The sequence below is a fragment of the Phaeobacter sp. JH20_26 genome (assembly GCF_048056275.1).
Taxonomy (GTDB): domain Bacteria; phylum Pseudomonadota; class Alphaproteobacteria; order Rhodobacterales; family Rhodobacteraceae; genus Phaeobacter; species Phaeobacter bryozoorum.
This window is the reverse complement of the sequence record NZ_JAYMWL010000009.1, coordinates 134,398-154,917: the sequence shown is the minus strand read 5'-3', so window position 1 is coordinate 154,917 and position 20,520 is coordinate 134,398. Positions and strand designations below refer to the sequence as shown.

25 protein-coding genes are annotated in these 20,520 nt (G+C 56.4%); 16 read left to right on the top strand and 9 right to left on the bottom strand.

The features are described 5' to 3' along the window. Positions 1 to 6 precede the first annotated feature (6 nt). The 3 genes from trxA (at position 7) to VWY60_RS04125 (ending at position 1,126) form a co-directional block, all read left to right on the top strand. Entirely contained in the window at positions 7 to 327 is a 321-nt protein-coding gene (gene trxA / locus VWY60_RS04135; RefSeq protein ID WP_340547099.1) for a thioredoxin, read from the top strand. An 89-nt stretch (positions 328 to 416) separates the two neighbouring features. After that, positions 417 to 764, top strand: a complete 348-nt coding sequence (locus tag VWY60_RS04130; protein WP_340547100.1) for a Lin0512 family protein — start codon at positions 417 to 419, stop codon at positions 762 to 764. Then, positions 761 to 1,126, top strand: coding sequence for a Lin0512 family protein (locus VWY60_RS04125; protein ID WP_416539893.1), 366 nt, complete (start codon positions 761 to 763; stop codon positions 1,124 to 1,126). Before VWY60_RS04130 ends, VWY60_RS04125 begins: the two co-directional genes overlap by 4 nt. Before the next feature lie 81 nt (positions 1,127 to 1,207). Here the strand turns inward: VWY60_RS04125 and VWY60_RS04120 are convergent, their stop codons facing one another. Further along, positions 1,208 to 1,402 (bottom strand): DUF1127 domain-containing protein, encoded by a 195-nt coding sequence (locus tag VWY60_RS04120; RefSeq protein ID WP_340547102.1) that lies wholly within the window; start codon positions 1,400 to 1,402, stop codon positions 1,208 to 1,210. Between the two features lie 416 nt (positions 1,403 to 1,818). On the opposite strand from VWY60_RS04120, the gene hslV reads away from it, so the two are divergent. The 4 genes from hslV (at position 1,819) to VWY60_RS04100 (ending at position 6,008) form a co-directional block, all read left to right on the top strand. Continuing rightward, a complete protein-coding gene (gene hslV, locus VWY60_RS04115) occupies positions 1,819 to 2,382 on the top strand; it encodes an ATP-dependent protease subunit HslV (RefSeq protein ID WP_416539892.1) in 564 nt (187 codons plus the stop codon). A gap of 1 nt (position 2,383) precedes the next feature. Beyond that, positions 2,384 to 3,454 carry a hypothetical protein gene (locus VWY60_RS04110; protein ID WP_416539891.1) on the top strand — a complete coding sequence of 357 codons (1,071 nt, stop codon included), beginning with the start codon at positions 2,384 to 2,386 and terminating at the stop codon, positions 3,452 to 3,454. A gap of 12 nt (positions 3,455 to 3,466) precedes the next feature. Further along, the gene (gene hslU / locus VWY60_RS04105; RefSeq protein WP_416539890.1) at positions 3,467 to 4,777 is read left to right on the top strand and encodes an ATP-dependent protease ATPase subunit HslU; all 1,311 of its coding nucleotides are present in this window, start codon (positions 3,467 to 3,469) and stop codon (positions 4,775 to 4,777) included. A gap of 85 nt (positions 4,778 to 4,862) precedes the next feature. After that, positions 4,863 to 6,008 (top strand): alpha/beta hydrolase, encoded by a 1,146-nt coding sequence (locus tag VWY60_RS04100; protein WP_416539889.1) that lies wholly within the window; start codon positions 4,863 to 4,865, stop codon positions 6,006 to 6,008. Positions 6,009 to 6,021: 13 nt separating this feature from the next. On the opposite strand, the gene VWY60_RS04095 is transcribed toward VWY60_RS04100, so the two are convergent. From VWY60_RS04095 to VWY60_RS04085, 3 genes are read right to left on the bottom strand one after another with little or no spacing between them, the layout of a single operon-like run. Next, entirely contained in the window at positions 6,022 to 6,624 is a 603-nt protein-coding gene (locus VWY60_RS04095) for a Smr/MutS family protein (RefSeq protein WP_416534352.1), read from the bottom strand. Beyond that, complete coding sequence (locus VWY60_RS04090) at positions 6,624 to 7,679, bottom strand: murein transglycosylase A (RefSeq protein WP_416538464.1); 1,056 nt, start codon at positions 7,677 to 7,679, stop codon at positions 6,624 to 6,626. Before VWY60_RS04090 ends, VWY60_RS04095 begins: the two co-directional genes overlap by 1 nt. Continuing rightward, positions 7,676 to 8,332, bottom strand: coding sequence for a Tim44/TimA family putative adaptor protein (locus VWY60_RS04085; protein WP_416534350.1), 657 nt, complete (start codon positions 8,330 to 8,332; stop codon positions 7,676 to 7,678). Before VWY60_RS04085 ends, VWY60_RS04090 begins: the two co-directional genes overlap by 4 nt. Before the next feature lie 115 nt (positions 8,333 to 8,447). On the opposite strand from VWY60_RS04085, the gene VWY60_RS04080 reads away from it, so the two are divergent. Next, positions 8,448 to 8,954, top strand: a complete 507-nt coding sequence (locus tag VWY60_RS04080; RefSeq protein ID WP_416539888.1) for an FxsA family protein — start codon at positions 8,448 to 8,450, stop codon at positions 8,952 to 8,954. A 78-nt stretch (positions 8,955 to 9,032) separates the two neighbouring features. Further along, entirely contained in the window at positions 9,033 to 9,527 is a 495-nt protein-coding gene (secB, locus tag VWY60_RS04075; RefSeq protein ID WP_340547111.1) for a protein-export chaperone SecB, read from the top strand. 92 nt (positions 9,528 to 9,619) lie between these two features. On the opposite strand, the gene dnaQ is transcribed toward secB, so the two are convergent. From dnaQ to VWY60_RS04055, 4 genes are read right to left on the bottom strand one after another with little or no spacing between them, the layout of a single operon-like run. Beyond that, positions 9,620 to 10,357 carry a DNA polymerase III subunit epsilon gene (gene dnaQ, locus VWY60_RS04070; protein WP_340547112.1) on the bottom strand — a complete coding sequence of 246 codons (738 nt, stop codon included), beginning with the start codon at positions 10,355 to 10,357 and terminating at the stop codon, positions 9,620 to 9,622. Continuing rightward, positions 10,350 to 10,943 (bottom strand): dephospho-CoA kinase, encoded by a 594-nt coding sequence (gene coaE, locus VWY60_RS04065; protein ID WP_416539887.1) that lies wholly within the window; start codon positions 10,941 to 10,943, stop codon positions 10,350 to 10,352. The genes dnaQ and coaE overlap by 8 nt, the downstream gene beginning before the upstream one ends. Further along, positions 10,940 to 11,773 (bottom strand): shikimate dehydrogenase, encoded by an 834-nt coding sequence (locus VWY60_RS04060; protein WP_340547114.1) that lies wholly within the window; start codon positions 11,771 to 11,773, stop codon positions 10,940 to 10,942. Before VWY60_RS04060 ends, coaE begins: the two co-directional genes overlap by 4 nt. After that, positions 11,770 to 12,369 carry a Maf family protein gene (locus VWY60_RS04055; RefSeq protein WP_340547115.1) on the bottom strand — a complete coding sequence of 200 codons (600 nt, stop codon included), beginning with the start codon at positions 12,367 to 12,369 and terminating at the stop codon, positions 11,770 to 11,772. Before VWY60_RS04055 ends, VWY60_RS04060 begins: the two co-directional genes overlap by 4 nt. 405 nt (positions 12,370 to 12,774) lie before the next feature. Here VWY60_RS04055 and VWY60_RS04050 point away from each other — a divergent pair, with 405 nt between their 5' ends. The 7 genes from VWY60_RS04050 to VWY60_RS04020 all read left to right on the top strand — a co-directional run bounded on the left by VWY60_RS04050 (position 12,775) and on the right by VWY60_RS04020 (position 20,175). Continuing rightward, positions 12,775 to 13,230 carry a CopD family protein gene (locus VWY60_RS04050; RefSeq protein ID WP_416538460.1) on the top strand — a complete coding sequence of 152 codons (456 nt, stop codon included), beginning with the start codon at positions 12,775 to 12,777 and terminating at the stop codon, positions 13,228 to 13,230. Positions 13,231 to 13,361: 131 nt separating this feature from the next. Beyond that, the gene (rho, locus tag VWY60_RS04045; protein ID WP_416534345.1) at positions 13,362 to 14,633 is read left to right on the top strand and encodes a transcription termination factor Rho; all 1,272 of its coding nucleotides are present in this window, start codon (positions 13,362 to 13,364) and stop codon (positions 14,631 to 14,633) included. 30 nt (positions 14,634 to 14,663) lie between these two features. Then, positions 14,664 to 15,956: a tRNA uridine-5-carboxymethylaminomethyl(34) synthesis GTPase MnmE gene (gene mnmE, locus VWY60_RS04040; RefSeq protein WP_416539886.1), complete on the top strand. Its 1,293-nt coding sequence runs from the start codon at positions 14,664 to 14,666 to the stop codon at positions 15,954 to 15,956. A gap of 12 nt (positions 15,957 to 15,968) precedes the next feature. Next, a complete protein-coding gene (gene mnmG / locus VWY60_RS04035) occupies positions 15,969 to 17,843 on the top strand; it encodes a tRNA uridine-5-carboxymethylaminomethyl(34) synthesis enzyme MnmG (protein ID WP_416539885.1) in 1,875 nt (624 codons plus the stop codon). 1 nt (position 17,844) lies between these two features. Continuing rightward, the gene (gene rsmG / locus VWY60_RS04030) at positions 17,845 to 18,459 is read left to right on the top strand and encodes a 16S rRNA (guanine(527)-N(7))-methyltransferase RsmG (protein ID WP_416539884.1); all 615 of its coding nucleotides are present in this window, start codon (positions 17,845 to 17,847) and stop codon (positions 18,457 to 18,459) included. Then, positions 18,452 to 19,261, top strand: coding sequence for a ParA family protein (locus VWY60_RS04025; protein WP_340547121.1), 810 nt, complete (start codon positions 18,452 to 18,454; stop codon positions 19,259 to 19,261). The genes rsmG and VWY60_RS04025 overlap by 8 nt, the downstream gene beginning before the upstream one ends. A 20-nt stretch (positions 19,262 to 19,281) precedes the next feature. Beyond that, positions 19,282 to 20,175, top strand: a complete 894-nt coding sequence (locus VWY60_RS04020; protein ID WP_416539883.1) for a ParB/RepB/Spo0J family partition protein — start codon at positions 19,282 to 19,284, stop codon at positions 20,173 to 20,175. On the opposite strand, the gene VWY60_RS04015 is transcribed toward VWY60_RS04020, so the two are convergent. After that, positions 20,165 to 20,518 carry a YbaN family protein gene (locus VWY60_RS04015; protein WP_340547123.1) on the bottom strand — a complete coding sequence of 118 codons (354 nt, stop codon included), beginning with the start codon at positions 20,516 to 20,518 and terminating at the stop codon, positions 20,165 to 20,167. The two genes, VWY60_RS04020 and VWY60_RS04015, sit on opposite strands and share 11 nt — an antisense overlap. Positions 20,519 to 20,520 lie beyond the last annotated feature (2 nt).

Below are 20,520 nucleotides of genomic sequence, written 5' to 3'. Positions count from 1 at the left end.
ATGCCCATGTCCACCGTCGCCGTAACCGATGCCACTTTTGACGCCGAAGTGAAAAATTCCGAAGTCCCCGTTGTGGTGGATTTCTGGGCCGAATGGTGCGGTCCCTGCAAACAAATCGGCCCCGCTCTGGAAGAGCTGGCCGCTGAGTATGGCGACAAGGTGAAGATCGCCAAGGTCGATGTAGACAGCAACCCGAACTCCGCAGCGGCCATGGGCGTGCGCGGTATTCCTGCGCTGTTCATCTTCAAGGACGGTCAGGTCGTGTCCAACCGCTCAGGTGCAGCGCCCAAGGCTGCTTTGCAGAGCTGGATCGACGAGTCGATCTAAGACCGCCGGTAGGCCGAAGAGATCAGAGGCGTCCCATCGGGGCGCCTTTTTTATGGTTAGGTTTCAACCCAATGGACAGGAGCCGCATCATGGCTGAAACACGGGTACTGGTCGAATTTGGCATGGGCACGTCGCTGCGGCGAAATGACTATACCGAGGCCGCCAAACGAGCAATCAGAGACGCGCTCTGGCATAACTCCGTCAATGTTGCGGAGCTATTCGATTTCCCTAAGGAAGCAATGCGAATCCGCGCTGAAATCGGCGTGCAGAACCCTGAGGCCGTAGATCGGGCGGCGCTTTGTGAGATCTTTCCTTATGGTACACCAGACATCCACGTGAGCGAGGGAGGGCTTGATATTGACAAGCCGGGCGGCGGCCAGACCGTCATCGCCAACGCCGCCATCATCGTTTCATTTGATATGGAGCCGATTGCATGACTGAGAAACGCATTATTCTGGAGATGGGAACCGGCAACGATCTCTACGGGCAGGACTATACCAAAGCCGCCCGGCGCGCCGTGCAGGACGCGCTGCACCACTCATCAATCACGCTATTTGCCAAATTGGGCATTGATCATGCCGAAATGCGTGTCGAGGTTACCATCGGCGTTCAGGAACCGGATAAGGTATATTGCGATCTGGTGGCAGGCGATCTGCCCCGCGGGCGTGCGACAGTGCGCGCCGTACACGGAGGGCTGGATGTGGTTGATGATGCCGATGGCGGCAAACACGTTATTGCAACCGCCGCTATTGAGGCTTGGCTCCCGGATCAGGCAGGGCGCTACCGGCTACGCTCCTGATGGCCTAGTGATCCTACGCAAAAGAAAAAGCCGCCCTGGAAGGAGCGGCCAAATCATCTTTGTGACTGAGGATGAGCGTCCTCAGATCTTTGCGATATCCGCGCGGGTCAGACCGATGTCTTCCAGCTGCGTATCGGTCAGCGCGGACAGAGCCTTGCGGGTGTCACGTGCTTCTTTCCAAGCCACGATCGAAGACTTGGCGTTGTAGACTGCGTCCACCAGGCGGAGTACGGTGACTGCTCCGAGCGGCGCATGGATGTTTGCGGTGGTAGCCATTTGCGCATTCCTTATGAGAACCAGCCGACACCATGTCGGTTGTGAGCCTCATGTAGGGTGGCCTGCCGAGTCCCACAATTGCCGGTTCGACAGCTCCGAATTGCAGTTTTTGCATAGCATGAATTTCGGGCGCTTGGCACAGATAAAGGCAACTCTCCCAGCGCGTTCCAGTCGTGACGAACACCTGTTCCATTTCACCTGAACAAAATACCCGCATCAGGGCGCAAATTGTCGGCTCTGCGATGATCATCAGATGACCACTTGTGAAAACCGTCCGGTCGGTCGTTGCAAGAAGATCATAGCCAGGGCGCGGGCAGGGCGCCTATTCGCTTGATCCCCGGCACCCGCAGCGGATAGCACCCGGTTGAGGTACAAAAGACCAGTGCCCATATAGGCCTGGAAACAAGGAGAACACGATGGCAGACGATCAATTCCCGGGCTGGCACGGTACGACAATCATCGGCGTGAAGAAGGATGGCGAGGTCGTCATTGCCGGCGACGGGCAAGTTTCCCTTGGGCAGACCGTGATCAAGGGAACGGCGCGCAAGGTCCGCCGCCTGTCGCCAGGAGGTTTCGATGTCGTCGCGGGTTTTGCCGGCTCCACTGCCGATGCCTTCACCTTGCTTGAGCGGCTTGAAGCCAAGCTTGAGGCCACCCCCGGTCAACTCGCACGTGCCAGCGTGGAATTGGCCAAGGCCTGGCGCACCGACAAATATCTCCAGAAATTGGAAGCGATGCTGATCGTGACCGACGGGGCAGATATGTTTGTGATCACCGGCGCCGGGGATGTGCTGGAGCCAGAACATGATGTTGCCGCCATCGGATCGGGTGGAAATTTCGCGCTGGCCGCTGCCCGCGGCATGATGGACAGTGACCGCAACGCCGAAGCCGTGGCCCGTGACGCAATGGCCATCGCGGCTGATATCTGCGTTTACACCAATGGACGTCTGACAGTCGAACGGATCAGCCAGAAGGACTGATATGAGCCATATTGATCAAAACGACATTCGGGCTGCGGTTGGTGCCGGCCTTCTCAGCGAGGCGCAGGCCGCCTCGCTTATGGCGCTGGCCCACAGCAGACGCGGTGCGCGTGAAAATCTGGCACCGGGCGATGAGCCGTTTGAGCTGTTCAAAGGGTTCAATGAGATCTTCATCGTGATCGGTTTGATCATTCTGTCGACGGGCTGGGCCGCTGTTACCGGTATCTCCATGGCCGAAGGGTTGGGCGGGCTGGTTGAGAAAGCCACCATGTCCTCCATCATCGGCGCGGTCGTGCTTTGGCTGCTGAGCGAATATTTCATCCGTCGTCGTCGCATGGTGGCGCCGGCGATTGCACTGTCGATCCTCTGGGCGCTGAATGCAGGCGTCGGACTTACGGCTGAATTTTCGCAGGTGTTCATGGTCATGCAAGGTGACTATGGCAGCCTGCCCTTGCCCCTCGGGCTGACAACGGTTGCCATCGCGGTCTACTGGCTGCGCTTTCGGGTCCCTTTTGCCATGGCTCTGATCGCTCTTGGTGTCTTTGCGCTGGCCCTAATGCTGGCCGCAAATCAGTCGGGCAGCCTGACGGGCATTGGCGATCTCTTCCTGCTTTCTGCGTCAGGCCCGTTTGCCTGGGTGACATTGCTGGTTGGTCTCGCTGTGTTTGCCGTCGCGATGATGTTTGACCTGAGCGACCCGCATCGGGTCACACGACGCTCTGCGCAGGGCTTCTGGCTGCATGTTGTTGCGGCGCCGGCGCTGGTTAATACGATCGCGCTCAGCCTGCTTAACAGCGGCACCTCCGAGGCCAATCTGGCGCTGATGGCAGTGCTGTTTGCATTTGCCGTGGTCGCGATCATCATTGACCGGCGCTCATTTCTGATTGCGGCCATCGGCTATAGCGTCACCCTCGCGGCGACAGTGTTTGACGGCGATGGCGCTGCGACCACCATTCTCGTGCTGGGCCTGTTCCTGGTGATCCTCGGCGCGTTCTGGGCGCGGATCCGGGCCCTGCTGATTTCCCCCCTCTCACGGGTGCTGCCGCTTGACCGGCTGCCGCCCGCCCACTGAAACGGACCCCTCATGACTGATCTCACCCCTCGCGAAATCGTTTCCGAACTTGATCGCTTTATCATCGGCCAGACCGATGCAAAGCGTGCCGTTGCCGTCGCGCTGCGCAATCGCTGGCGTCGCAAGCAGCTGGGCGATGATCTTCGGGATGAAGTCTATCCCAAGAACATCCTGATGATCGGGCCCACCGGCGTCGGCAAAACGGAGATTTCCCGTCGTCTGGCCAAACTGGCCCGCGCGCCGTTTATCAAGGTCGAGGCGACAAAGTTCACCGAGGTCGGTTACGTCGGCCGCGACGTAGAGCAGATCATCCGTGATCTGGTGGATATCGCCATTGTTCAGACCCGCGAACACATGCGTGAGGACGTCAAGGCCAAGGCCCGCCAAGCGGCGGAGGAGCGAGTCATCCAGGCCATCGCCGGCGAGGATGCCCGCGACGCCACCCGCGAGATGTTCCGTAAAAAGCTTAAAGCCGGCGAGCTGGACGATACTGTCATCGAATTGGATGTCGCTGACAGCTCGAACCCGATGGGTTCCATGTTCGAAATCCCCGGTCAGCCCGGTGGCAACATGGGGATGATGAACCTTGGCGATCTGTTCGGCAAAGCTATGGGTGGTCGGACGACCCGCAAGAAAATGACCGTCGCAGACAGCTACGACATCCTGATTGGTGAGGAAGCGGACAAGCTGCTTGACGACGAAACCCTCACCAAGGCGGCGTTGGAGTCCGTTGAACAGAACGGGATCGTCTTCCTGGATGAGATCGACAAGGTCTGCGCACGTCAGGATGCGAGGGGCGGCGATGTCAGCCGAGAAGGTGTGCAACGTGACCTGCTACCGCTGATCGAGGGAACGATCGTTTCGACCAAACATGGCCCGGTGAAGACCGACCATATCCTGTTCATTGCCTCCGGTGCGTTTCACATCGCGAAACCCTCCGACCTGCTGCCAGAATTGCAGGGCCGACTGCCAATCCGCGTGAACCTGCGTGCCCTGAGCGAGAAAGACTTCGTCCGCATTCTGACCGAAACCGACAATGCGCTCACTCTGCAATATACGGCGCTTCTGGGGACAGAGGATGTCAACGTGAGCTTCACCGACGATGGCATCGCATCACTCGCCAAGATCGCGGCCGAGGTGAATCAGACGGTCGAGAACATCGGGGCGCGGCGACTCTATACCGTGATCGAACGTGTCTTTGAGGAGCTGTCTTTCAGCGCGCCGGATCGGTCGGGTGAAACGGTCATTGTAGATGCTGCTTTTGTCCGCAAGAACCTCGGTGAATTGACCAAATCGGCTGATGTCAGCCGCTATGTGCTCTAACGGTCGTCAGGGCATCTGCCCGATCTGTGGACATAGCGGCAGGCCGCCAGTAGCCTGCCGCTATTGTTAATAGATGGCCCCTCGCATGAATTTTTCACGAGTCCTGTTCAGCATCAGCATGGTTCTGATCGTGGCAGCAGGCTGCACCGACAGATCCTTTACCCCAACTGTGCCGGAAGCCTTGGAAATCGGCAAAGCCAAGACCATTTTTGGCGCAACGACACGCCGGCCCCTTCCAAATGGAACCTATGGCGCGGAGCGATCCGATACGCTGCGCCTACTGGAACTGACGGTCTCAATCCCGCCGAACCATTCACCGGGACAGCTGGATTTTGCCTATGCTGAACCCGATCCCGAAACGCAATTCACCATGGCGGGCCGGGAAGAGGTTGCCGATATGGCGGAACTGAACAATCGCGTCTCGCGGGAGCTGGATAACTACCCGGTTGGGGAGCGTGATATCACCGTATTTGTGCATGGGTTCAACTCCACCCAGGCTGAAACCGCGTTCCGGGCTGCTCAGCTGAGCAATGATATCAATATCCCCGGCGCCACGATCATCTATTCCTGGCCCAGCCAAGGAAACCCGCTGGGCTACGCCTATGATGGCGATAGCGTGTTGTTTGCACGTGACGGGTTGGAGCAGCTCCTGCGCAATCTGAAGCCTGGTGCGTCAAACCGCGTCGTTCTAGTCGCCCACTCTATGGGATCGCAGCTGGTGATGGAAACCATGCGCCAGATGGAAATCAAAACACCAGGCTGGAGCAGCAAGAACCTCGGCGCGGTGATCCTGATGTCCCCGGATCTCGACGTTGAGGTTTTCCGCAGTCAGATGCGCCGCATTGACCCGGTGCCACAGCCCTTCGTCGTCATGGTTTCGCGCAAGGATAACGTATTGAACCTGTCGCAGCGACTGCGCGGAACACATAACCGCGGTCGGCTTGGCAATCTGAAATCACTGGACGATGTCTCTGAGCTGCCGATCGAAGTGGTCGACACCACCGCCTATGCCGATACGGCGGAATCCGGGCATTTCGTAGCCGCGACCTCGCCGGCAGTGCTGTCGATCTTGAATTCAGCCCGCCAGACCGCAGCAGCCTTTGACCGTGACGCCGTGTCGATTCAGCGGCTGTTCCCCGGTCGTTTGGTTGTCGAAAAGGAAGACAACGCGGTCGAAATCACGCTTTCGGAAAACTATCAGGCCAATGTGTATCGCGGTGAGGATCGCTGAGGCAGTCCACCAATCAGCGATGTCGCCGAAGATAGATGTAATAGGCACCGCCACCACCATGGCTGACATGGGCCGGCGTCACCTGAAGTACGACCTGCGACAGTGGCGGCAGTGACAGCCACTGCGGTACCTGATGACGCAGGACGCCACGCGGAACAGGCATCGGTCCGGGTTCATCTCGATCTTTGCCTTTTCCGGTGATCACCAGAACCAGCCGCTTGCCCGCAGAATGGGCTGACAGGACAAACCGAACCAGCGCAGGGTGGGCTGCATCGACCCGCATTCCATGCAAGTCCAGCTTCCCCTCCGGTTTCAGCTTGCCACGTTTCATCTTGCGGTAGGCTTTGCCATCCATCTGCATCGGCGCAGAAATCAGCCCCCTTGTCACACTGGGCTTAAGATCATGTCTGGTCGGCTGGGATATGGCTTTGGAACCCAGTTCAAACAGCTCTGGCGTGAACCTCTCCTGCGGTGGCAGAGGCGATTTGCTCGGCCTGGGCTTGGGCAGGGGAGCGGTGGCTGGCGCAGTACGTGTTTTAGGGTGCAGCCGCTCGGCCTGACGCGCCACCCGGTGCCAGAGGTCTATTTCTTCGGAGGTCAGTTTGCGGCGGCTCATCAGAAATCCCCCGGCAATAGCGCATAGGCTCGCTGGATCGGAAGCAGCACCACCATGCGACCGGGATCGCGTAGCTTGCCAGCTTCGATCCCCGCCTCATCCCCGCTGCCAAAGAACACATCGGCCCGCTGCGCGCCCTTTATGGCGGAGCCGGTGTCCTGCGCAATCATCAAGCGCCGCATAGGTTTAGCACCATCCTTTTCCAGCCAGACCGGTGCCCCCAGTGGCGTATATTTCGGATCAACAGCCAGGCTGCGCAATGTGGTCACCGACCGGTTCATCGCGCCCAGCGGGCCGGCAGAGGCTGGAATACGGCTCACCTCACGGAAGAACACATAGGAGGGGTTGTGCATCAGCAAATCCTCGCCGGCGAGCGGATTGCGCCGCACCCAGCGTTTGATCACCGCAGCGCTGACCTGATGGATATTATAAATCCCACGGCGAACCAATTCGGTGCCAATGGATCGATATTCATGACCATTGGCGCCGCCATAGCCAACCCGGATCGAGGAGCCATCCGACAGGCGAATTCGGCCGGATCCTTGGATTTGAAGAAAAAACAGCTCGACCGGATCATCGACCCAGGCGATCTCCAGCCCGCGCCCTTCCATGATGCCGCTTGTCAGAAGTTCGCGCCGTGTCAGCCATTGGCTGGAGTTGCGCGCCTCCGGCGGCTGCCGGTAGACCGGATACCGATACCGGGAGCTGGGCCTGCGCGCGCCTGACAGCTCAGGTTCGAAGTAACCGGTAAACAACGCCGGCGTGCCATCCTCGATCAGGACAGGGCGAAAAAGCAGCTGAAAGAACCCACGCGCAGATTGCGGATCCTGTTCACGCGCAAGCGCACAAAGCGCGCGCCAATCCGGATCGTCCAGATCCCGGCAGGTCTGCAGGAAGGCGCCGAGCGCCTCCTGATGATCGTCCTCCGCCCAGCCTTCAAGCTGAGCAAAGGACAACATTGTATAGGTCGTTTCTGCCTGCCCGCCCTGCGGGAACAAATATGCGCCAGCCCCAAGGGCCAGCGCACAGAGTGCCCGCCGGAGCCCGTGCATCATGCGTCCGTGGCGACCAGATGCCAGTTCGGATCCGCACTGCCCATGGTGCGGCCAAAGACCCAGGTGTCCTTCTGGCGTTTCAGGGCCTTGGGATCGCCCTCGACGATATCACCGCCACGGTCCCGCACGACGGAGGTCAGTTCCGCGACAAACCTCATGGTGATTTCTGCATTGCCTGTAGCCGGATCAAAGCTAGTATCGGTCAAGGTCGTTTCACGCACGCCGACAAATTCCGCCTCGATAGTCAGACCTTGATCTTCGCGGTGCGAAACAGCGGTGACAAAGCTCTCAAAGACATCGGGCGCGAGGAACGGTTCGATTTCGTCCAGATCCCCTCGTTCAAACGCCATCAGGATCATCTCGTAGGCACCGCGAGCGCCCTGCACAAAATCCCGTACCTCAAAGGAGGGTTCGGCTTTCTTCATTGCGGCAAGGTCTTTGGCCTGCGAACTATCCTCAGGGACATAGTCAATGATGTCATGGTCCGGCCCACCTTCGATTACCTCGAGCTCGGGACGGCGGCTCTGGCGATCTGACTGAGGCAGGGCCGGCTTTTCGAACCCTTCACGGGTGCCAAGAACGCTCTTCAGGCGCAGGATCAAAAACACGGCAATACCGGCCAAAACCAACAGCTGAATCACGGGCGACTCCATAACAACCTCTACGGTAGATGTTCATGCTTCGTTTGAAACTAAAGCGTTCCAACCTTATGTAGGTGACGGGTCGGCGCAAGTCCACCGTCCCGCGCAAGTTCTGAGGAAACCCCGCATGTATCTTTTTCTGGCCTTCCTGATGGTTCCGATCATCGAAATCGCACTTTTTATTCAGGTCGGTGGCGCGATTGGCCTGTGGCCCACGCTGGCCATTGTGGTCCTGACAGCGGTTTTGGGAACCTGGCTGGTGCGAACGCAGGGTAGGCTGGCATTGGGCCAATTGCGCACGTCTTTTGAACGGTTGAATGACCCCACGGAACCTCTCGCGCATGGTGCGATGATCCTCGTTGCCGGCGCGCTGTTGCTGACACCTGGATTTTTCACTGATGCAGTCGGCTTTGCATTGCTTGTCCCGCAAATCCGTATGGCCGTCTACCGGTACCTGCGTTCCAAAGTGACAGTTGCACGGTTCCAAATGGGTCCTGGGAGCATGCAGGGGCGCAATTACCCCGGCGGTCACTCCTCCGGTCGGCCCGGCGATATCATTGACGGCGACTACGAGGACGTCACTCGGGATAGACCGCGCAATGGCCCATCCGGTTGGGTCGATGACAAGAGGTAAGCGGCTCGCGTGACACCCCGTTGAGATACGTGCGCCAAGCTGCTAAGCACAGGCGAAACATAGTTTAGGAGTAGCTTCATGGCCGAAAACGGCGCAACAGAAGGCGTGCAGCAGCCGCAAGTCCAGATGAATATCCTGGGTCAATTCATCCGCGATATGTCGTTTGAAAACGTCATGGCGCAAAAAGGCGTCGGCGCCGACGCTAAGCCCGATGTGAGCGTACAGGTTGCGCTTGATGCAAAGAAGCGTCAGGCCGAAAATCAGTATGAAGTCATGACCAAGCTGAACATCGAATCCAAGGACAAGGAGGGCAATGCTGTCCTGTTCGTTCTGGAACTGGAATATGTCGGCATCTTCAACATTGTCGGCGTGCCGGAAGACCAGCTGCATCCGTTCCTGCTGATCGAATGCCCCCGCATGTTGTTCCCGTTTCTGCGCCGCATCGTCTCTGACGTGACCCGCGACGGTGGTTTCCCGCCGCTGAACCTCGACAATATCGACTTCGTCGCGATCTATCGCAACGAGTTGGCACGTCGTCAGGCCGACGCAGCTGCCGCCGACAAACCGCAGTAAGCATCATACAGCGGCGTCCTTGGCCCGCTGACAAAAAACGCCGCTGGGAAACCGCGGCGTTTTTTGGCTGGCAGTCGCGCGGGCGCGGGGGGTCAGCTGCCGGAGCTGTTCCACAGTGCTCCGTCACCCATCTTCGCAACAAACGCGTCATGCGCCTCCTGTTCTTCTGCGGTAAGTCGTGCGGGCAGGGGTGTCGGCCTTGCCGTAGGGCGCCAGTCCTCTGTTATCACAGTCCCGCTGCGCGCCTTATCGCTTGATGCTGAAAGGCCGAAATCGGGCTGCCGACCACCAATCAGTTCAAGATAGACATCTGCCAGAATCTCGGAGTCGAGCAGCGCGCCATGCAACGTACGATTGCTGTTGTCGATATTGAACCGACGGCAGAGCGCATCCAGTGTCGCCGGCGACCCAGGAAAGCGCTTGCGCGCTATGGCAAGCGTGTCAATTGCCTGATCCATCGGCAGTTTTGGCAGGCCCATCCAGTCCAGCTCGGCATTCAGGAATTTCATGTCGAATGCGGCGTTGTGGATGACCATTTTGGAATCCCGCACGAAATCCAGAAATTTCTGCCCGACTTTCGAAAATACCGGTTTGTCGCGCAATGTCACCGCACCGGGGCCGGGTTGTTGTGGCGGTTCAAGAAGATCCGGCCCGATGCCGTGCACCTTGAACGCGTCCTGCGGCATGGAACGTTCGGGGTTGATATAGACATGAAAGGTTTCGCCCGTTGGCATGTGATTGAGCAACTCAACCGCACCGATCTCGACGATGCGGTCGCCAGAAAACGGATCAAATCCTGTTGTCTCGGTATCAAGGACGATTTCACGCATCTGCAACCTGCTTTCTGATCTGGGCGAGGATGGCGCGCACCTGATCGCGCGCATGGTCGGGCGTATCGGTCTGGATCAGAAAATCCGACCGCGCTTTCTTTTCCTCTATCGGCATTTGTTTCTGAAGGATCTGTTCAAATTGCTCAACCGACATTGTGCCGCGCTCCATGACCCGGCTGCGCTGCGTCTCAGCGTCGATCCACACGCAGGCCACCGCATCCATACCTGCGTCACCCCCGGTTTCAAACAGCAGGGGAATATCGAAGACCAGAACATCATGCGACGACGATGCTCTGAAAGCCTCGCGGTCAGCGGCGACAAGCGGATGCACGATTGCTTCGATGCGGGGCAGGGCGCTTGCATCGCCGGCGATGATCTCACGCAGACGTGCCCGGTCCACCCGCCCGCCGGCGATGGCCGTCGGGAACAGCGCGCCAATCGGCGCAACCGCAGCTCCATCTGCATCGTATAGGCGATGAACGGCTGCGTCGGCATCCCAGACCGCACATCCTTCATCGGCAAAGATCTGCGCGGTTGCGCTCTTTCCCATTCCGATGGATCCGGTTAGCCCCAGTGCAAAGCTCATGCCAACGCGGCCTCACGTGTGGCTTCATCGACCTCCGGTCGTTTGCCAAACCACCGTTCGAACCCTGGTACAGCCTGATGCAACAGCATCCCCAAACCATCTACCGTGGTACAGCCGATATCCTCAGCCCATTGCAGCATTTCCGTCTTCAGCGGAGTATAGACCAGATCGGTCACAACCGTGCCGGGGCGCAGGCCATCCAGCGGCACCCGCAGGCGCGGCTTTCCAATCATTCCCAGTGAGGTCGTATTCACGAGCAGCGCGGCCTGTTCGACGACGTTGCCAACCTGCACCCAATCCACCACCTGGATCCGCGATCCGAACTCACTGCGAAACTGGTCTGCCCGCTCCCGCGTTCGATTGCTGAGCAGAATTTCGGGGACGCCAGCTTCCAACAGGGAGGCAATCACGGCACGGCTGGCGCCGCCAGCGCCAAAGACGACCGCCGGACCTGATGCTGGATCCCAGTCAGGAGCGGATTGATGCAGATTGGTAATGAAGCCGTATCCGTCTGTATTATCTGCCAGGATTGACCCATCGGGTCGGAAGATCAACGTATTGGCCGCGCCGATCAATGTCGCACGATCCGTCACCTGATCGGCGATATCCATGATTTTCTCTTTATGAGGAATTGTGACGTTGGCCCCAACAAATCCCATCATCGGCAGGCTGCGCACAACAGTTTCCAGCTGATCGGCTTCAACATGCAGCGGAACATAGTGACCGGCAATGCCATGCGTTCTAAGCCAATGGCCATGGACCAGTGGCGACCGCGAATGCGCCACTGGATTGCCAATCACACCAGCCAGAGGGATGCGTGCGTCGCTCATTGTTCTATCACTCCCTGCAGGGCCAAATAGTTGAGCAGCTCGAGGAGGGGTAACCCAAGAACATTGAAGTAGTCCCCTTCGATCGTGCTGAACAACCGCACCCCTTCTTCCTCAAGTTTATATCCGCCAACAGCATGGCGGATACTGTCCCAGTTACGCGCCACATAACCGCGAAGATAGGCATCCGAGCTGGACCGCATCCGCAATCGCACCTGCCCAACATGCCGCCACATCGGTTGACCATCGCGGTAGATGACCGCAGCGGACAGTAACATATGTCGCTGACCCCGCATTATTTTCAGCTGCGCAAAAGCTTCATCCGAATCTTTTGGTTTTGATAACAATTTTCCATCAAACTCGAGCACCTGATCACAGCCCAATACAAGGGCCCCGGGATACTTGGCACTGACTTTGCGCGCCTTCGCTTCTGCCAGCGTATCGGCGATGTCCCGCGGCTTTGCCTCCTCGGCCAGGAGCGCGGATTTGATGGCCTCCTCGTCGATGCGGGCGGCGGCAACCTCGAAAGGAACGCCGGCCTGTCGCAGGAGCTGGGCGCGAATTTGTGACCCAGAGGCCAGAACGATGTGGGTAGACATGTGGAAAACCCCGTGGGCAAGAGTGTGATGGGCCTTGGACGGTTTGTATGAAATTTCGGCCATTTCGCAAGCCGTGGAGAACCTCAAAATCCCCATTTGCTTGCCGGCAGATTCGCCCTGAGAGGATAGGGATAACTTCCAAATCGTGGATATCTCAGTTGCTCCGGTTTCACCCCAAGCTTATCCCCACATCAAACTTAGCTTACCGGCACAGTATTCCTGTTGTTTTTATGGCCTGCCGGCAAGAGTCATCATGTCGCTGGGGGTAAAGCTGGTAAGTTATCCAGAGCAGGGATAAGCCAGTGGATGAGTCAGTTATCCACCGTATTTCAGGTGCACTACTAAAACATCATCCTTTTAAAATACTTATATTTTAAGGGGAGAGAGGGAACCGAGAGGCCGACCATGGATCTGAGCGATCTACTGTTTGAAATTTACCCCTACGCCAAATCGCTGCACATCATGGCCGTGATCAGCTGGATGGCTGGTCTCTTCTATCTACCGCGTCTTTTTGTCTATCACGTGGAACAGGCGGAGAAGGTGCCAGAGAGCCTTCCGATTTTTGTCATGATGGAGGAGAAGCTGCTTCGTATCATCATGCGGCCCGCCATGTACGTCAGCTGGGCAGCAGGCCTCGTAATGGTGTTTACGCCGGGGTTGGTGGACTGGAGCGCTATCTGGCCCTGGAGCAAGGGCCTGAGCGTTCTGGGGATGACCTGGTTCCATCACTGGCTGTTGTTCCGTCACCGGGACTTCGCAAACGGGCAGAACACCCGAACCGGTCGCAGCTATAGAATGATGAATGAGGTCCCGACGCTGCTGATGGTGGTCATCGTCATATCAGTCATTTTCAAGTTCTGAGCGGGGGTTTGACTCAAACGGGATCACCCCTTATGTATGCGCCCTAACGGGCCCGTCCGGGCACTCGTGTCTTCCTTATACCTATGACACCGCTCCCCAGTTAACAGGGGGAGAATAAAGGCCGTATATATATGACCGTTCAATCCCTGAACCTTTCCGATCTGAAGGCAAAAAGCCCCAAGGATCTTCTATCCATGGCTGAAGAGCTTGAGATCGAAAACGCCTCCACGATGCGCAAGGGCGAGATGATGTTCCAGATCCTGCGTGAACGCGCAGATGAAGGCTGGGAAATCGCCGGCGATGGCGTGCTTGAGGTACTGCAAGACGGCTTTGGTTTCCTGCGCTCTCCTGAAGCGAATTACCTGCCGGGTCCTGATGACATTTATGTCTCGCCTGACATGATCCGTCAGTATGCGTTGCGGACGGGCGATACCGTTGAGGGTCAGATTAAGTCGCCGCTGGAAAACGAGCGCTATTTTGCGCTGACAAATGTTACCAAGATCAACTTTGAAGATCCCGAAAAAGCGCGCCACAAGATCGCCTTTGACAACCTGACGCCGCTCTATCCTGATGAACGGCTGAAGATGGAGATCGAAGACCCAACCATCAAGGACCGGTCTGCCCGTGTGATCGATCTGGTTTCGCCGATCGGTAAAGGTCAGCGTTCTCTTATCGTGGCACCGCCGCGGACCGGTAAAACGGTGATCCTGCAGAACATCGCGCATTCCATCGCGAAGAATCATCCTGAGTGTTACCTGATCGTTCTGCTGATCGACGAACGTCCGGAAGAAGTCACGGATATGCAGCGGTCGGTGAAAGGTGAGGTTGTCTCCTCAACCTTCGACGAACCAGCGACCCGGCATGTTGCCGTATCCGAGATGGTGATTGAAAAAGCGAAGCGTCTTGTTGAGCATAAACGAGATGTAGTTATTCTTCTGGACTCCATCACAAGACTTGGTAGGGCCTTTAACACTGTGGTGCCATCGTCTGGTAAGGTTCTGACCGGTGGTGTCGATGCAAACGCCCTGCAGCGCCCGAAACGATTCTTTGGTGCGGCGCGGAATATCGAAGAAGGCGGTTCGCTTACCATCATCGCCACCGCATTGATTGACACCGGCAGCCGTATGGACGAGGTGATCTTTGAAGAATTCAAAGGTACCGGTAACTCGGAAATCGTCCTTGATCGTAAGATTGCGGACAAACGCGTCTTCCCGGCAATTGATATTCTCAAGTCGGGTACTCGGAAAGAAGACCTCCTCGTTGATAAGGGTGACCTGGCCAAGACATTTGTCCTTCGCCGTATCCTCAACCCGATGGGGACCACTGACGCAATCGAGTTTCTGTTGTCTAAGTTGAAGCAAACAAAGACAAATTCTGAATTCTTCGACTCAATGAACACCTAATACCCGGGCCGGCACGAAAGGAAGGTTCCGATGGACACGATCTTTGCGCTGGCCTCCGCTCAGGGGAAGGCCGGCGTTTCGGTTATTCGATTGTCAGGTCCTCAGGCGATCAACACCGCTTCTGTTATCAGTGGCGGTGCTTTGCCGTGTCCTGGGCGTAGTCTGCGGGTGATTTCCGATCAGGCTGGCGCTCGGATTGATGAGGCATTGATCCTGACATTTGCCGGCCCCAACAGCTTTACCGGTGAGGATACGGTTGAATTCCAGGTTCATGGAAGTACAGCAGTTGTAACCGCGATGCTTGAGCTTCTGGGTAGGTTCGATGATGTGCGCCTTGCGGATCCGGGCGAATTCACTCGGCGTGCGCTCGAAAATGGTAAGCTTGACCTTTCTCAAGTTGAAGCGCTGGCGGATCTTATCGAGGCTGAGACGGATGCTCAGCGTGTCCAGGCGCAAGCCGTTCTCGCCGGCGGCTTGGCAGACCTGGCCGAGCGGTGGCGCAAGGATCTCATTCGCGCAGCCTCACTTATTGAAGTGACCATTGATTTCGCTGATGAAGATGTCCCTGTCGATGTAACCGCCGAGGTTGCGGGGCTGCTCGCCGGCGTAGCTGCTGATTTGCAGCCGCAGATTTCAGGTGTTCAAATTGCTGAACGTATTCGGAATGGATTCGAAGTTGCTATTGTCGGCGCGCCAAATGTCGGAAAATCGACTTTGCTCAATGCGCTCGCCGGCCGTGAGGCGGCCATTACTTCTGAATATGCGGGTACGACGCGTGATGTGATCGAGGTCCGGATGGATCTGGCGGGTCTCCCTGTGACGCTACTCGACACCGCCGGCTTGCGGGAGACTGACGACCATGTTGAAGGGATCGGCATCAAACTTGCAAAGAAGCGCGCTCAAGAAGCAGACCTTCGCGTGTTTCTGACCGACGATCCTGCTGCTATTGATATCGACATCGAGCCTGACGATATTGTGGTGGTTCCAAAAGCCGACCTGGCCGAAGAACATCAGGATGTGCTGGCGATATCTGGAAAAACCGGGCAGGGCGTCGAGGCTTTGATAGTGGCTATCACCGATATCCTACAGAACAGGGCCGGAAAAGCTGGTATTGCAACGCGTGCGCGTCACAAGGAAGCGATGCGAACCGCATCTGATCGTCTAAACTCGGCACAGATGATCTTAGCCGATGGACCTGAATACTATGATGTCGCAGCGGAGGATATCCGGTCTGCTATCCGTGCTTTGGAGATGCTTGTGGGACGGGTCGGTGTTGAGAACCTACTGGACGAAATATTCTCAAGTTTCTGCTTGGGGAAATGAGGAGTGTTTCACGTGAAACATCCAGATTATGATGTGATTGTTGTTGGCGGTGGTCATGCCGGCACGGAGGCTGCACATGCAGCAGCCCGCATGGGTGTGAGGACCGCACTCGTGACCCTGACGAAGGAGGGCATCGGTGTGATGTCCTGTAATCCCGCCATTGGCGGATTGGGGAAGGGGCATCTTGTCCGAGAGATAGACGCCCTTGATGGCGTCATGGGGCGTGTTGCAGATAAGGCCGGTATCCAGTTTCGACTGCTGAATAGACGTAAAGGCCCTGCGGTTCAGGGGCCGAGAGCGCAATCCGATCGTAAAATCTACCGCCTGCAAATGCTCGCCGAAACTCAGGATCAGTCCAATCTGGATATCGTCATCGGTGAAGTTATCGACTTTCTTATGACCGGTGACCGCATTCAGGGTGTGCGTCTCGCCGATGATAGTGAAATATTCAGCCAGGCCGTGATCCTGACTTCAGGTACGTTTTTAAGAGGCGTCATTCATATCGGGGACGTCTCCAGGCCCGGCGGCCGTATGGGGGATAAGCCCTCAGTGCGGCTTGCAGAGCGGCTGGACAGTTTTGATCTTCGCCTGGGAAGATTGAAAACCGGCACTCCGCCGCGACTGGATGGTCGGACAATCGCTTGGGATAGACTTGAAGGCCAGCCTGGAGATGAAGATCCCACTCTGTTCAGCTTTTTGAGTAAGTCAATTTCAGCGCCTCAAGTGGTGTGTGGAATCACACACACCAATGAAAACACACATGATATCATCCGGGGTAATCTTGCCAGATCTGCGATGTATGGTGGCCATATTGAAGGGGTAGGGCCCAGATATTGCCCATCCATCGAAGATAAAATTGTGCGCTTTGCCGATAAGACAAGCCATCAGATCTTTCTTGAGCCGGAAGGTGCAGATGATCATACCGTTTATCCAAACGGCATCTCAACGAGCCTGCCGGTAGATGTCCAAGAGCGCTACGTGCGCTCGATAGTCGGATTGGAAAAAACCGAAATACTCCAGCCAGGATATGCAATTGAGTATGACTATGTCGATCCTCGCGCGCTTGGGTTGGATCTGGCGCTGAAATCGCATCAAGGCTTGTATCTAGCCGGCCAGATCAATGGCACGACGGGTTATGAGGAAGCTGCAGCTCAAGGGCTAGTGGCTGGTCTGAACGCGGCGCGCTATGCCAAAGGAAACAATCCGGTCACATTCAGTCGCTCTGAAAGCTATATTGGCGTGATGATCGATGATCTGACAACCAATGGCGTAACTGAGCCTTATCGCATGTTCACATCGCGAGCTGAGTTTCGCCTTTCACTTCGCGCCGATAATGCTGATCAACGGCTGACAGGTATTGGCATCGAGTTGGGTTGCGTGGGAGAACGCCGCCACGCTGCCTTCTCCAAAAAAATGGAGAAGCTTGAGGCTGCGCGGGACGTGATGGATAGCCGTCAATTCACGCCAAAGGAGATCAACGAGGCCGGCGTAATTGTGAACCAGGACGGGAACCGGCGAACTGCCATGGATGTGCTGGCGTTCCCGAATGTCGTTTTTGAAGATATCCTGCGCTTGCTTCCCGAGTTGGAGCAGTGCGAGGAGCCTATTCGCCGACAGATCGAGCGGGACGCACTCTATGCGAATTATATCCTCCGTCAGAAGCGCGAGATCGAGGCGATGAAGCGCGACGAAGGATATCTTATTCCCGCTGATTTTACCTATGATTTCGAAGGGCTTTCGAACGAGTTGCGCGGAAAGTTGGAGCGATCAAGGCCTGAAACCCTCGCGCAGGCTGGTCGGGTGGATGGCATGACACCAGCTGCGCTTGCTTTGATCCTTGCCAGGCTCCGGCGTGGCAGTACTGTGACCCAGGGTAGGACCGCCTGAGATGATTGAAATGCAAATTGGAAAGTCATATGTTTCACGTGAAACATATGATCGCCTTAAGCATTATGAAAGTTTAGTAAAAAAGTGGTCTCCCAAGATCAATCTCGTAGCAAAATCCACTCTGGACAGTGTTTGGGACCGGCATATCGTCGACTCTATCCAGATTTGTGAGCTGACTGAGTTTCCGAAGACTTGGGTCGATATCGGCAGCGGCGGCGGCTTTCCTGGGGTGGTTGTGGCGATCATTGCAGCGGAGCGGGCGCCTGATTGTTCGATCACGCTGATTGAAAGCGATCAAAGGAAATGCGCCTTTCTGCGCACGGCTATTAGGGAATGCGGCGCGACGGCAAAAGTGGTTTCTGAGAGAATTGAAAAGGTTCCATCAATCGGCGCCGATGTCATGTCTGCCCGCGCTCTGGCTGATCTGACGACTCTTCTTGGTTTTGCCGAACATCATCTTCATCCCGGTGGAATTGCTTTGCTTTCCAAAGGAGTGCAATGGAAAAAAGAAGTGGATAACGCGAGGAGCCAATGGCAATTCGACCTGAAATCTACTAGTAGTTGGACTGAACCCGAGGCGGTTATACTAGAAATCAGGGGAGTGACGCGTGTCTGATTTGTCCCGGCCGGCTGGGCCTCGTATTATTGCAGTCGCCAACCAAAAGGGCGGAGTTGGCAAAACCACGACAGCAATCAATTTGGCGGCGGCCTTGGTAGAAACCGGCTACAGGGTTTTGGTGGTCGATCTTGATCCGCAAGGAAACGCGTCTACAGGTTTAGGTATCGAAGCAGCTGACCGAACCCATACGACATATGATCTTCTCGTTGATGATGTCGCATTGAGCGATGTCATTCGAGAGACTGAGATCGAAGATCTTTGCATTATTCCTGCTACCGTCGACCTGAGTTCGGCTGATATCGAGCTTTTCACCAATGAAAAGCGCAGCTTCCTTCTGCACGATGCACTTCGTCAGCCGGCAATGGATGAATACGACTGGGATTATATCCTGATCGACTGCCCACCATCGCTGAACCTATTGACGGTTAATGCTATGGTGGCTTCGGATTCGGTTCTCGTTCCTTTGCAGAGTGAGTTCTTTGCTCTGGAAGGGGTGTCTCAGCTGATGTTGACCATCCGTGAGGTGCGTCAAACCGCCAATCCCAATCTTCGTATTGAGGGGATTGTCCTTACCATGTTTGATCGCCGGAATAATCTGTCTCAGCAGGTTGAGCAAGACGCTCGCGGTCATTTGGGGGAGTTGGTATTCGAAACGAAGATCCCTCGTAACGTACGTGTCAGTGAGGCGCCGTCTTATGCGCTGCCGGTGCTGAACTACGACACAAACTCGCTTGGGGCGAATGCGTATCGCGCCCTTGCAGAAGAACTGATTGCGAGACATCAGAAACTCGCAGCCTGACCACAGCCGGAGGCGCAGTAATGTCAGAAAAGAAAAACAAACCCAGAGGATTGGGAAGAGGCTTGTCAGCTCTAATGGCGGATGTGAACCCGGAACCTGTTAGCACAGAAAAACAGGCAATCAGAAGCACCGAAGTCATGGTGCCGATCGAAAAAGTAATCGCGAACCCGGATCAGCCGCGTCGCCAGTTCCTACAGGAGGATTTGGACGATCTGACGGCGTCAATCAGGGAAAAGGGCGTACTGCAGCCGCTGATCGTGCGCCCGCGCCCAGGCGGTCAATACGAGATTGTTGCCGGCGAACGTCGTTGGCGTGCCGCGCAAGGCGCTCAGCTGCACGAGGTCCCAGTTATTATTCGGGATTACTCGGATGTCGAGATGATGGAAGTCGCCATTATCGAAAACATTCAGCGGTCCGACCTGAATGCGATGGAAGAGGCGCAGAGCTATAAACAGCTTATGGATAAATTTGGCCATACCCAGGAGAAAATGGCCGAGGCATTAGGGAAGAGCCGTAGTCACATTGCAAATCTCGTCCGGCTGTTGCATTTGCCGGATGATGTTCAGACCTTGGTTCAGGAGCGCCGCCTTTCGGCCGGTCATGCTCGTGCTCTGATCACCTCAGACAACGCGTCAGAGCTCGCCAAGAAAATCGTCAAGGGTGGTCTGTCGGTTCGCGCAACTGAGGCTCTGGTGAAGAAGGATGCAGCGGGTCTTCAGGCTGCGACCTCTCGCTCGGCGAAGAAGTCTGCAGAGAAGGATGCCGATACCCGTGCGTTGGAAGCTGATCTATCAGCTGCCTTGCGTATGAAGGTGTCGATTGACCATCGTGCTGGTGGCGAGAGCGGGGTTGTATCTATCAGCTACGCGTCTCTGGATGAGTTGGATGATCTTTGCGGACGTCTCAGCCGTTAGGGCGCGTCCAAATAAAGACCATCACTGCGCTTAGGACAATGGCCTGGATGATCAGGACATGTGAAGGGGCAGACAGTAGAATGGATAGGCTGAAAACGGCGGCAACCGATAGGGTTGCCGCTTTTTTTGCGGCCGGGCGAATCGCTCCTCTTTCGTGCCAGTCCTGAATCATGGGGCCGAATAAGCGGTGACTGATGATCCAGTCATGCAGGCGTTCGGAGGAGTTGGCAAAGAAGAAGCTTGCAAGAAGAAGGAAGGGGACTGTCGGCAGAAGTGGGAGGGCAACACCCAGTAGCGCCAGGCCAACACAGAGCATTCCGAGCGTGGCGTATAGAACCCTCATTC

Coding starts and splice junctions, on each gene's coding strand:
- trxA (WP_340547099.1), top strand. CDS start 7: ATGTCCACCGTCGCCGTAACCGATGCCACTTTTGACGCCGAAGTGAAA.
- VWY60_RS04130 (WP_340547100.1), top strand. CDS start 417: ATGGCTGAAACACGGGTACTGGTCGAATTTGGCATGGGCACGTCGCTG.
- VWY60_RS04125 (WP_416539893.1), top strand. CDS start 761: ATGACTGAGAAACGCATTATTCTGGAGATGGGAACCGGCAACGATCTC.
- VWY60_RS04120 (WP_340547102.1), bottom strand. CDS start 1,402: ATGGCTACCACCGCAAACATCCATGCGCCGCTCGGAGCAGTCACCGTA.
- hslV (WP_416539892.1), top strand. CDS start 1,819: ATGGCAGACGATCAATTCCCGGGCTGGCACGGTACGACAATCATCGGC.
- VWY60_RS04110 (WP_416539891.1), top strand. CDS start 2,384: ATGAGCCATATTGATCAAAACGACATTCGGGCTGCGGTTGGTGCCGGC.
- hslU (WP_416539890.1), top strand. CDS start 3,467: ATGACTGATCTCACCCCTCGCGAAATCGTTTCCGAACTTGATCGCTTT.
- VWY60_RS04100 (WP_416539889.1), top strand. CDS start 4,863: ATGAATTTTTCACGAGTCCTGTTCAGCATCAGCATGGTTCTGATCGTG.
- VWY60_RS04095 (WP_416534352.1), bottom strand. CDS start 6,624: ATGAGCCGCCGCAAACTGACCTCCGAAGAAATAGACCTCTGGCACCGG.
- VWY60_RS04090 (WP_416538464.1), bottom strand. CDS start 7,679: ATGATGCACGGGCTCCGGCGGGCACTCTGTGCGCTGGCCCTTGGGGCT.
- VWY60_RS04085 (WP_416534350.1), bottom strand. CDS start 8,332: ATGGAGTCGCCCGTGATTCAGCTGTTGGTTTTGGCCGGTATTGCCGTG.
- VWY60_RS04080 (WP_416539888.1), top strand. CDS start 8,448: ATGTATCTTTTTCTGGCCTTCCTGATGGTTCCGATCATCGAAATCGCA.
- secB (WP_340547111.1), top strand. CDS start 9,033: ATGGCCGAAAACGGCGCAACAGAAGGCGTGCAGCAGCCGCAAGTCCAG.
- dnaQ (WP_340547112.1), bottom strand. CDS start 10,357: ATGCGTGAAATCGTCCTTGATACCGAGACAACAGGATTTGATCCGTTT.
- coaE (WP_416539887.1), bottom strand. CDS start 10,943: ATGAGCTTTGCACTGGGGCTAACCGGATCCATCGGAATGGGAAAGAGC.
- VWY60_RS04060 (WP_340547114.1), bottom strand. CDS start 11,773: ATGAGCGACGCACGCATCCCTCTGGCTGGTGTGATTGGCAATCCAGTG.
- VWY60_RS04055 (WP_340547115.1), bottom strand. CDS start 12,369: ATGTCTACCCACATCGTTCTGGCCTCTGGGTCACAAATTCGCGCCCAG.
- VWY60_RS04050 (WP_416538460.1), top strand. CDS start 12,775: ATGGATCTGAGCGATCTACTGTTTGAAATTTACCCCTACGCCAAATCG.
- rho (WP_416534345.1), top strand. CDS start 13,362: ATGACCGTTCAATCCCTGAACCTTTCCGATCTGAAGGCAAAAAGCCCC.
- mnmE (WP_416539886.1), top strand. CDS start 14,664: ATGGACACGATCTTTGCGCTGGCCTCCGCTCAGGGGAAGGCCGGCGTT.
- rsmG (WP_416539884.1), top strand. CDS start 17,845: ATGATTGAAATGCAAATTGGAAAGTCATATGTTTCACGTGAAACATAT.
- VWY60_RS04020 (WP_416539883.1), top strand. CDS start 19,282: ATGTCAGAAAAGAAAAACAAACCCAGAGGATTGGGAAGAGGCTTGTCA.
- VWY60_RS04015 (WP_340547123.1), bottom strand. CDS start 20,518: ATGAGGGTTCTATACGCCACGCTCGGAATGCTCTGTGTTGGCCTGGCG.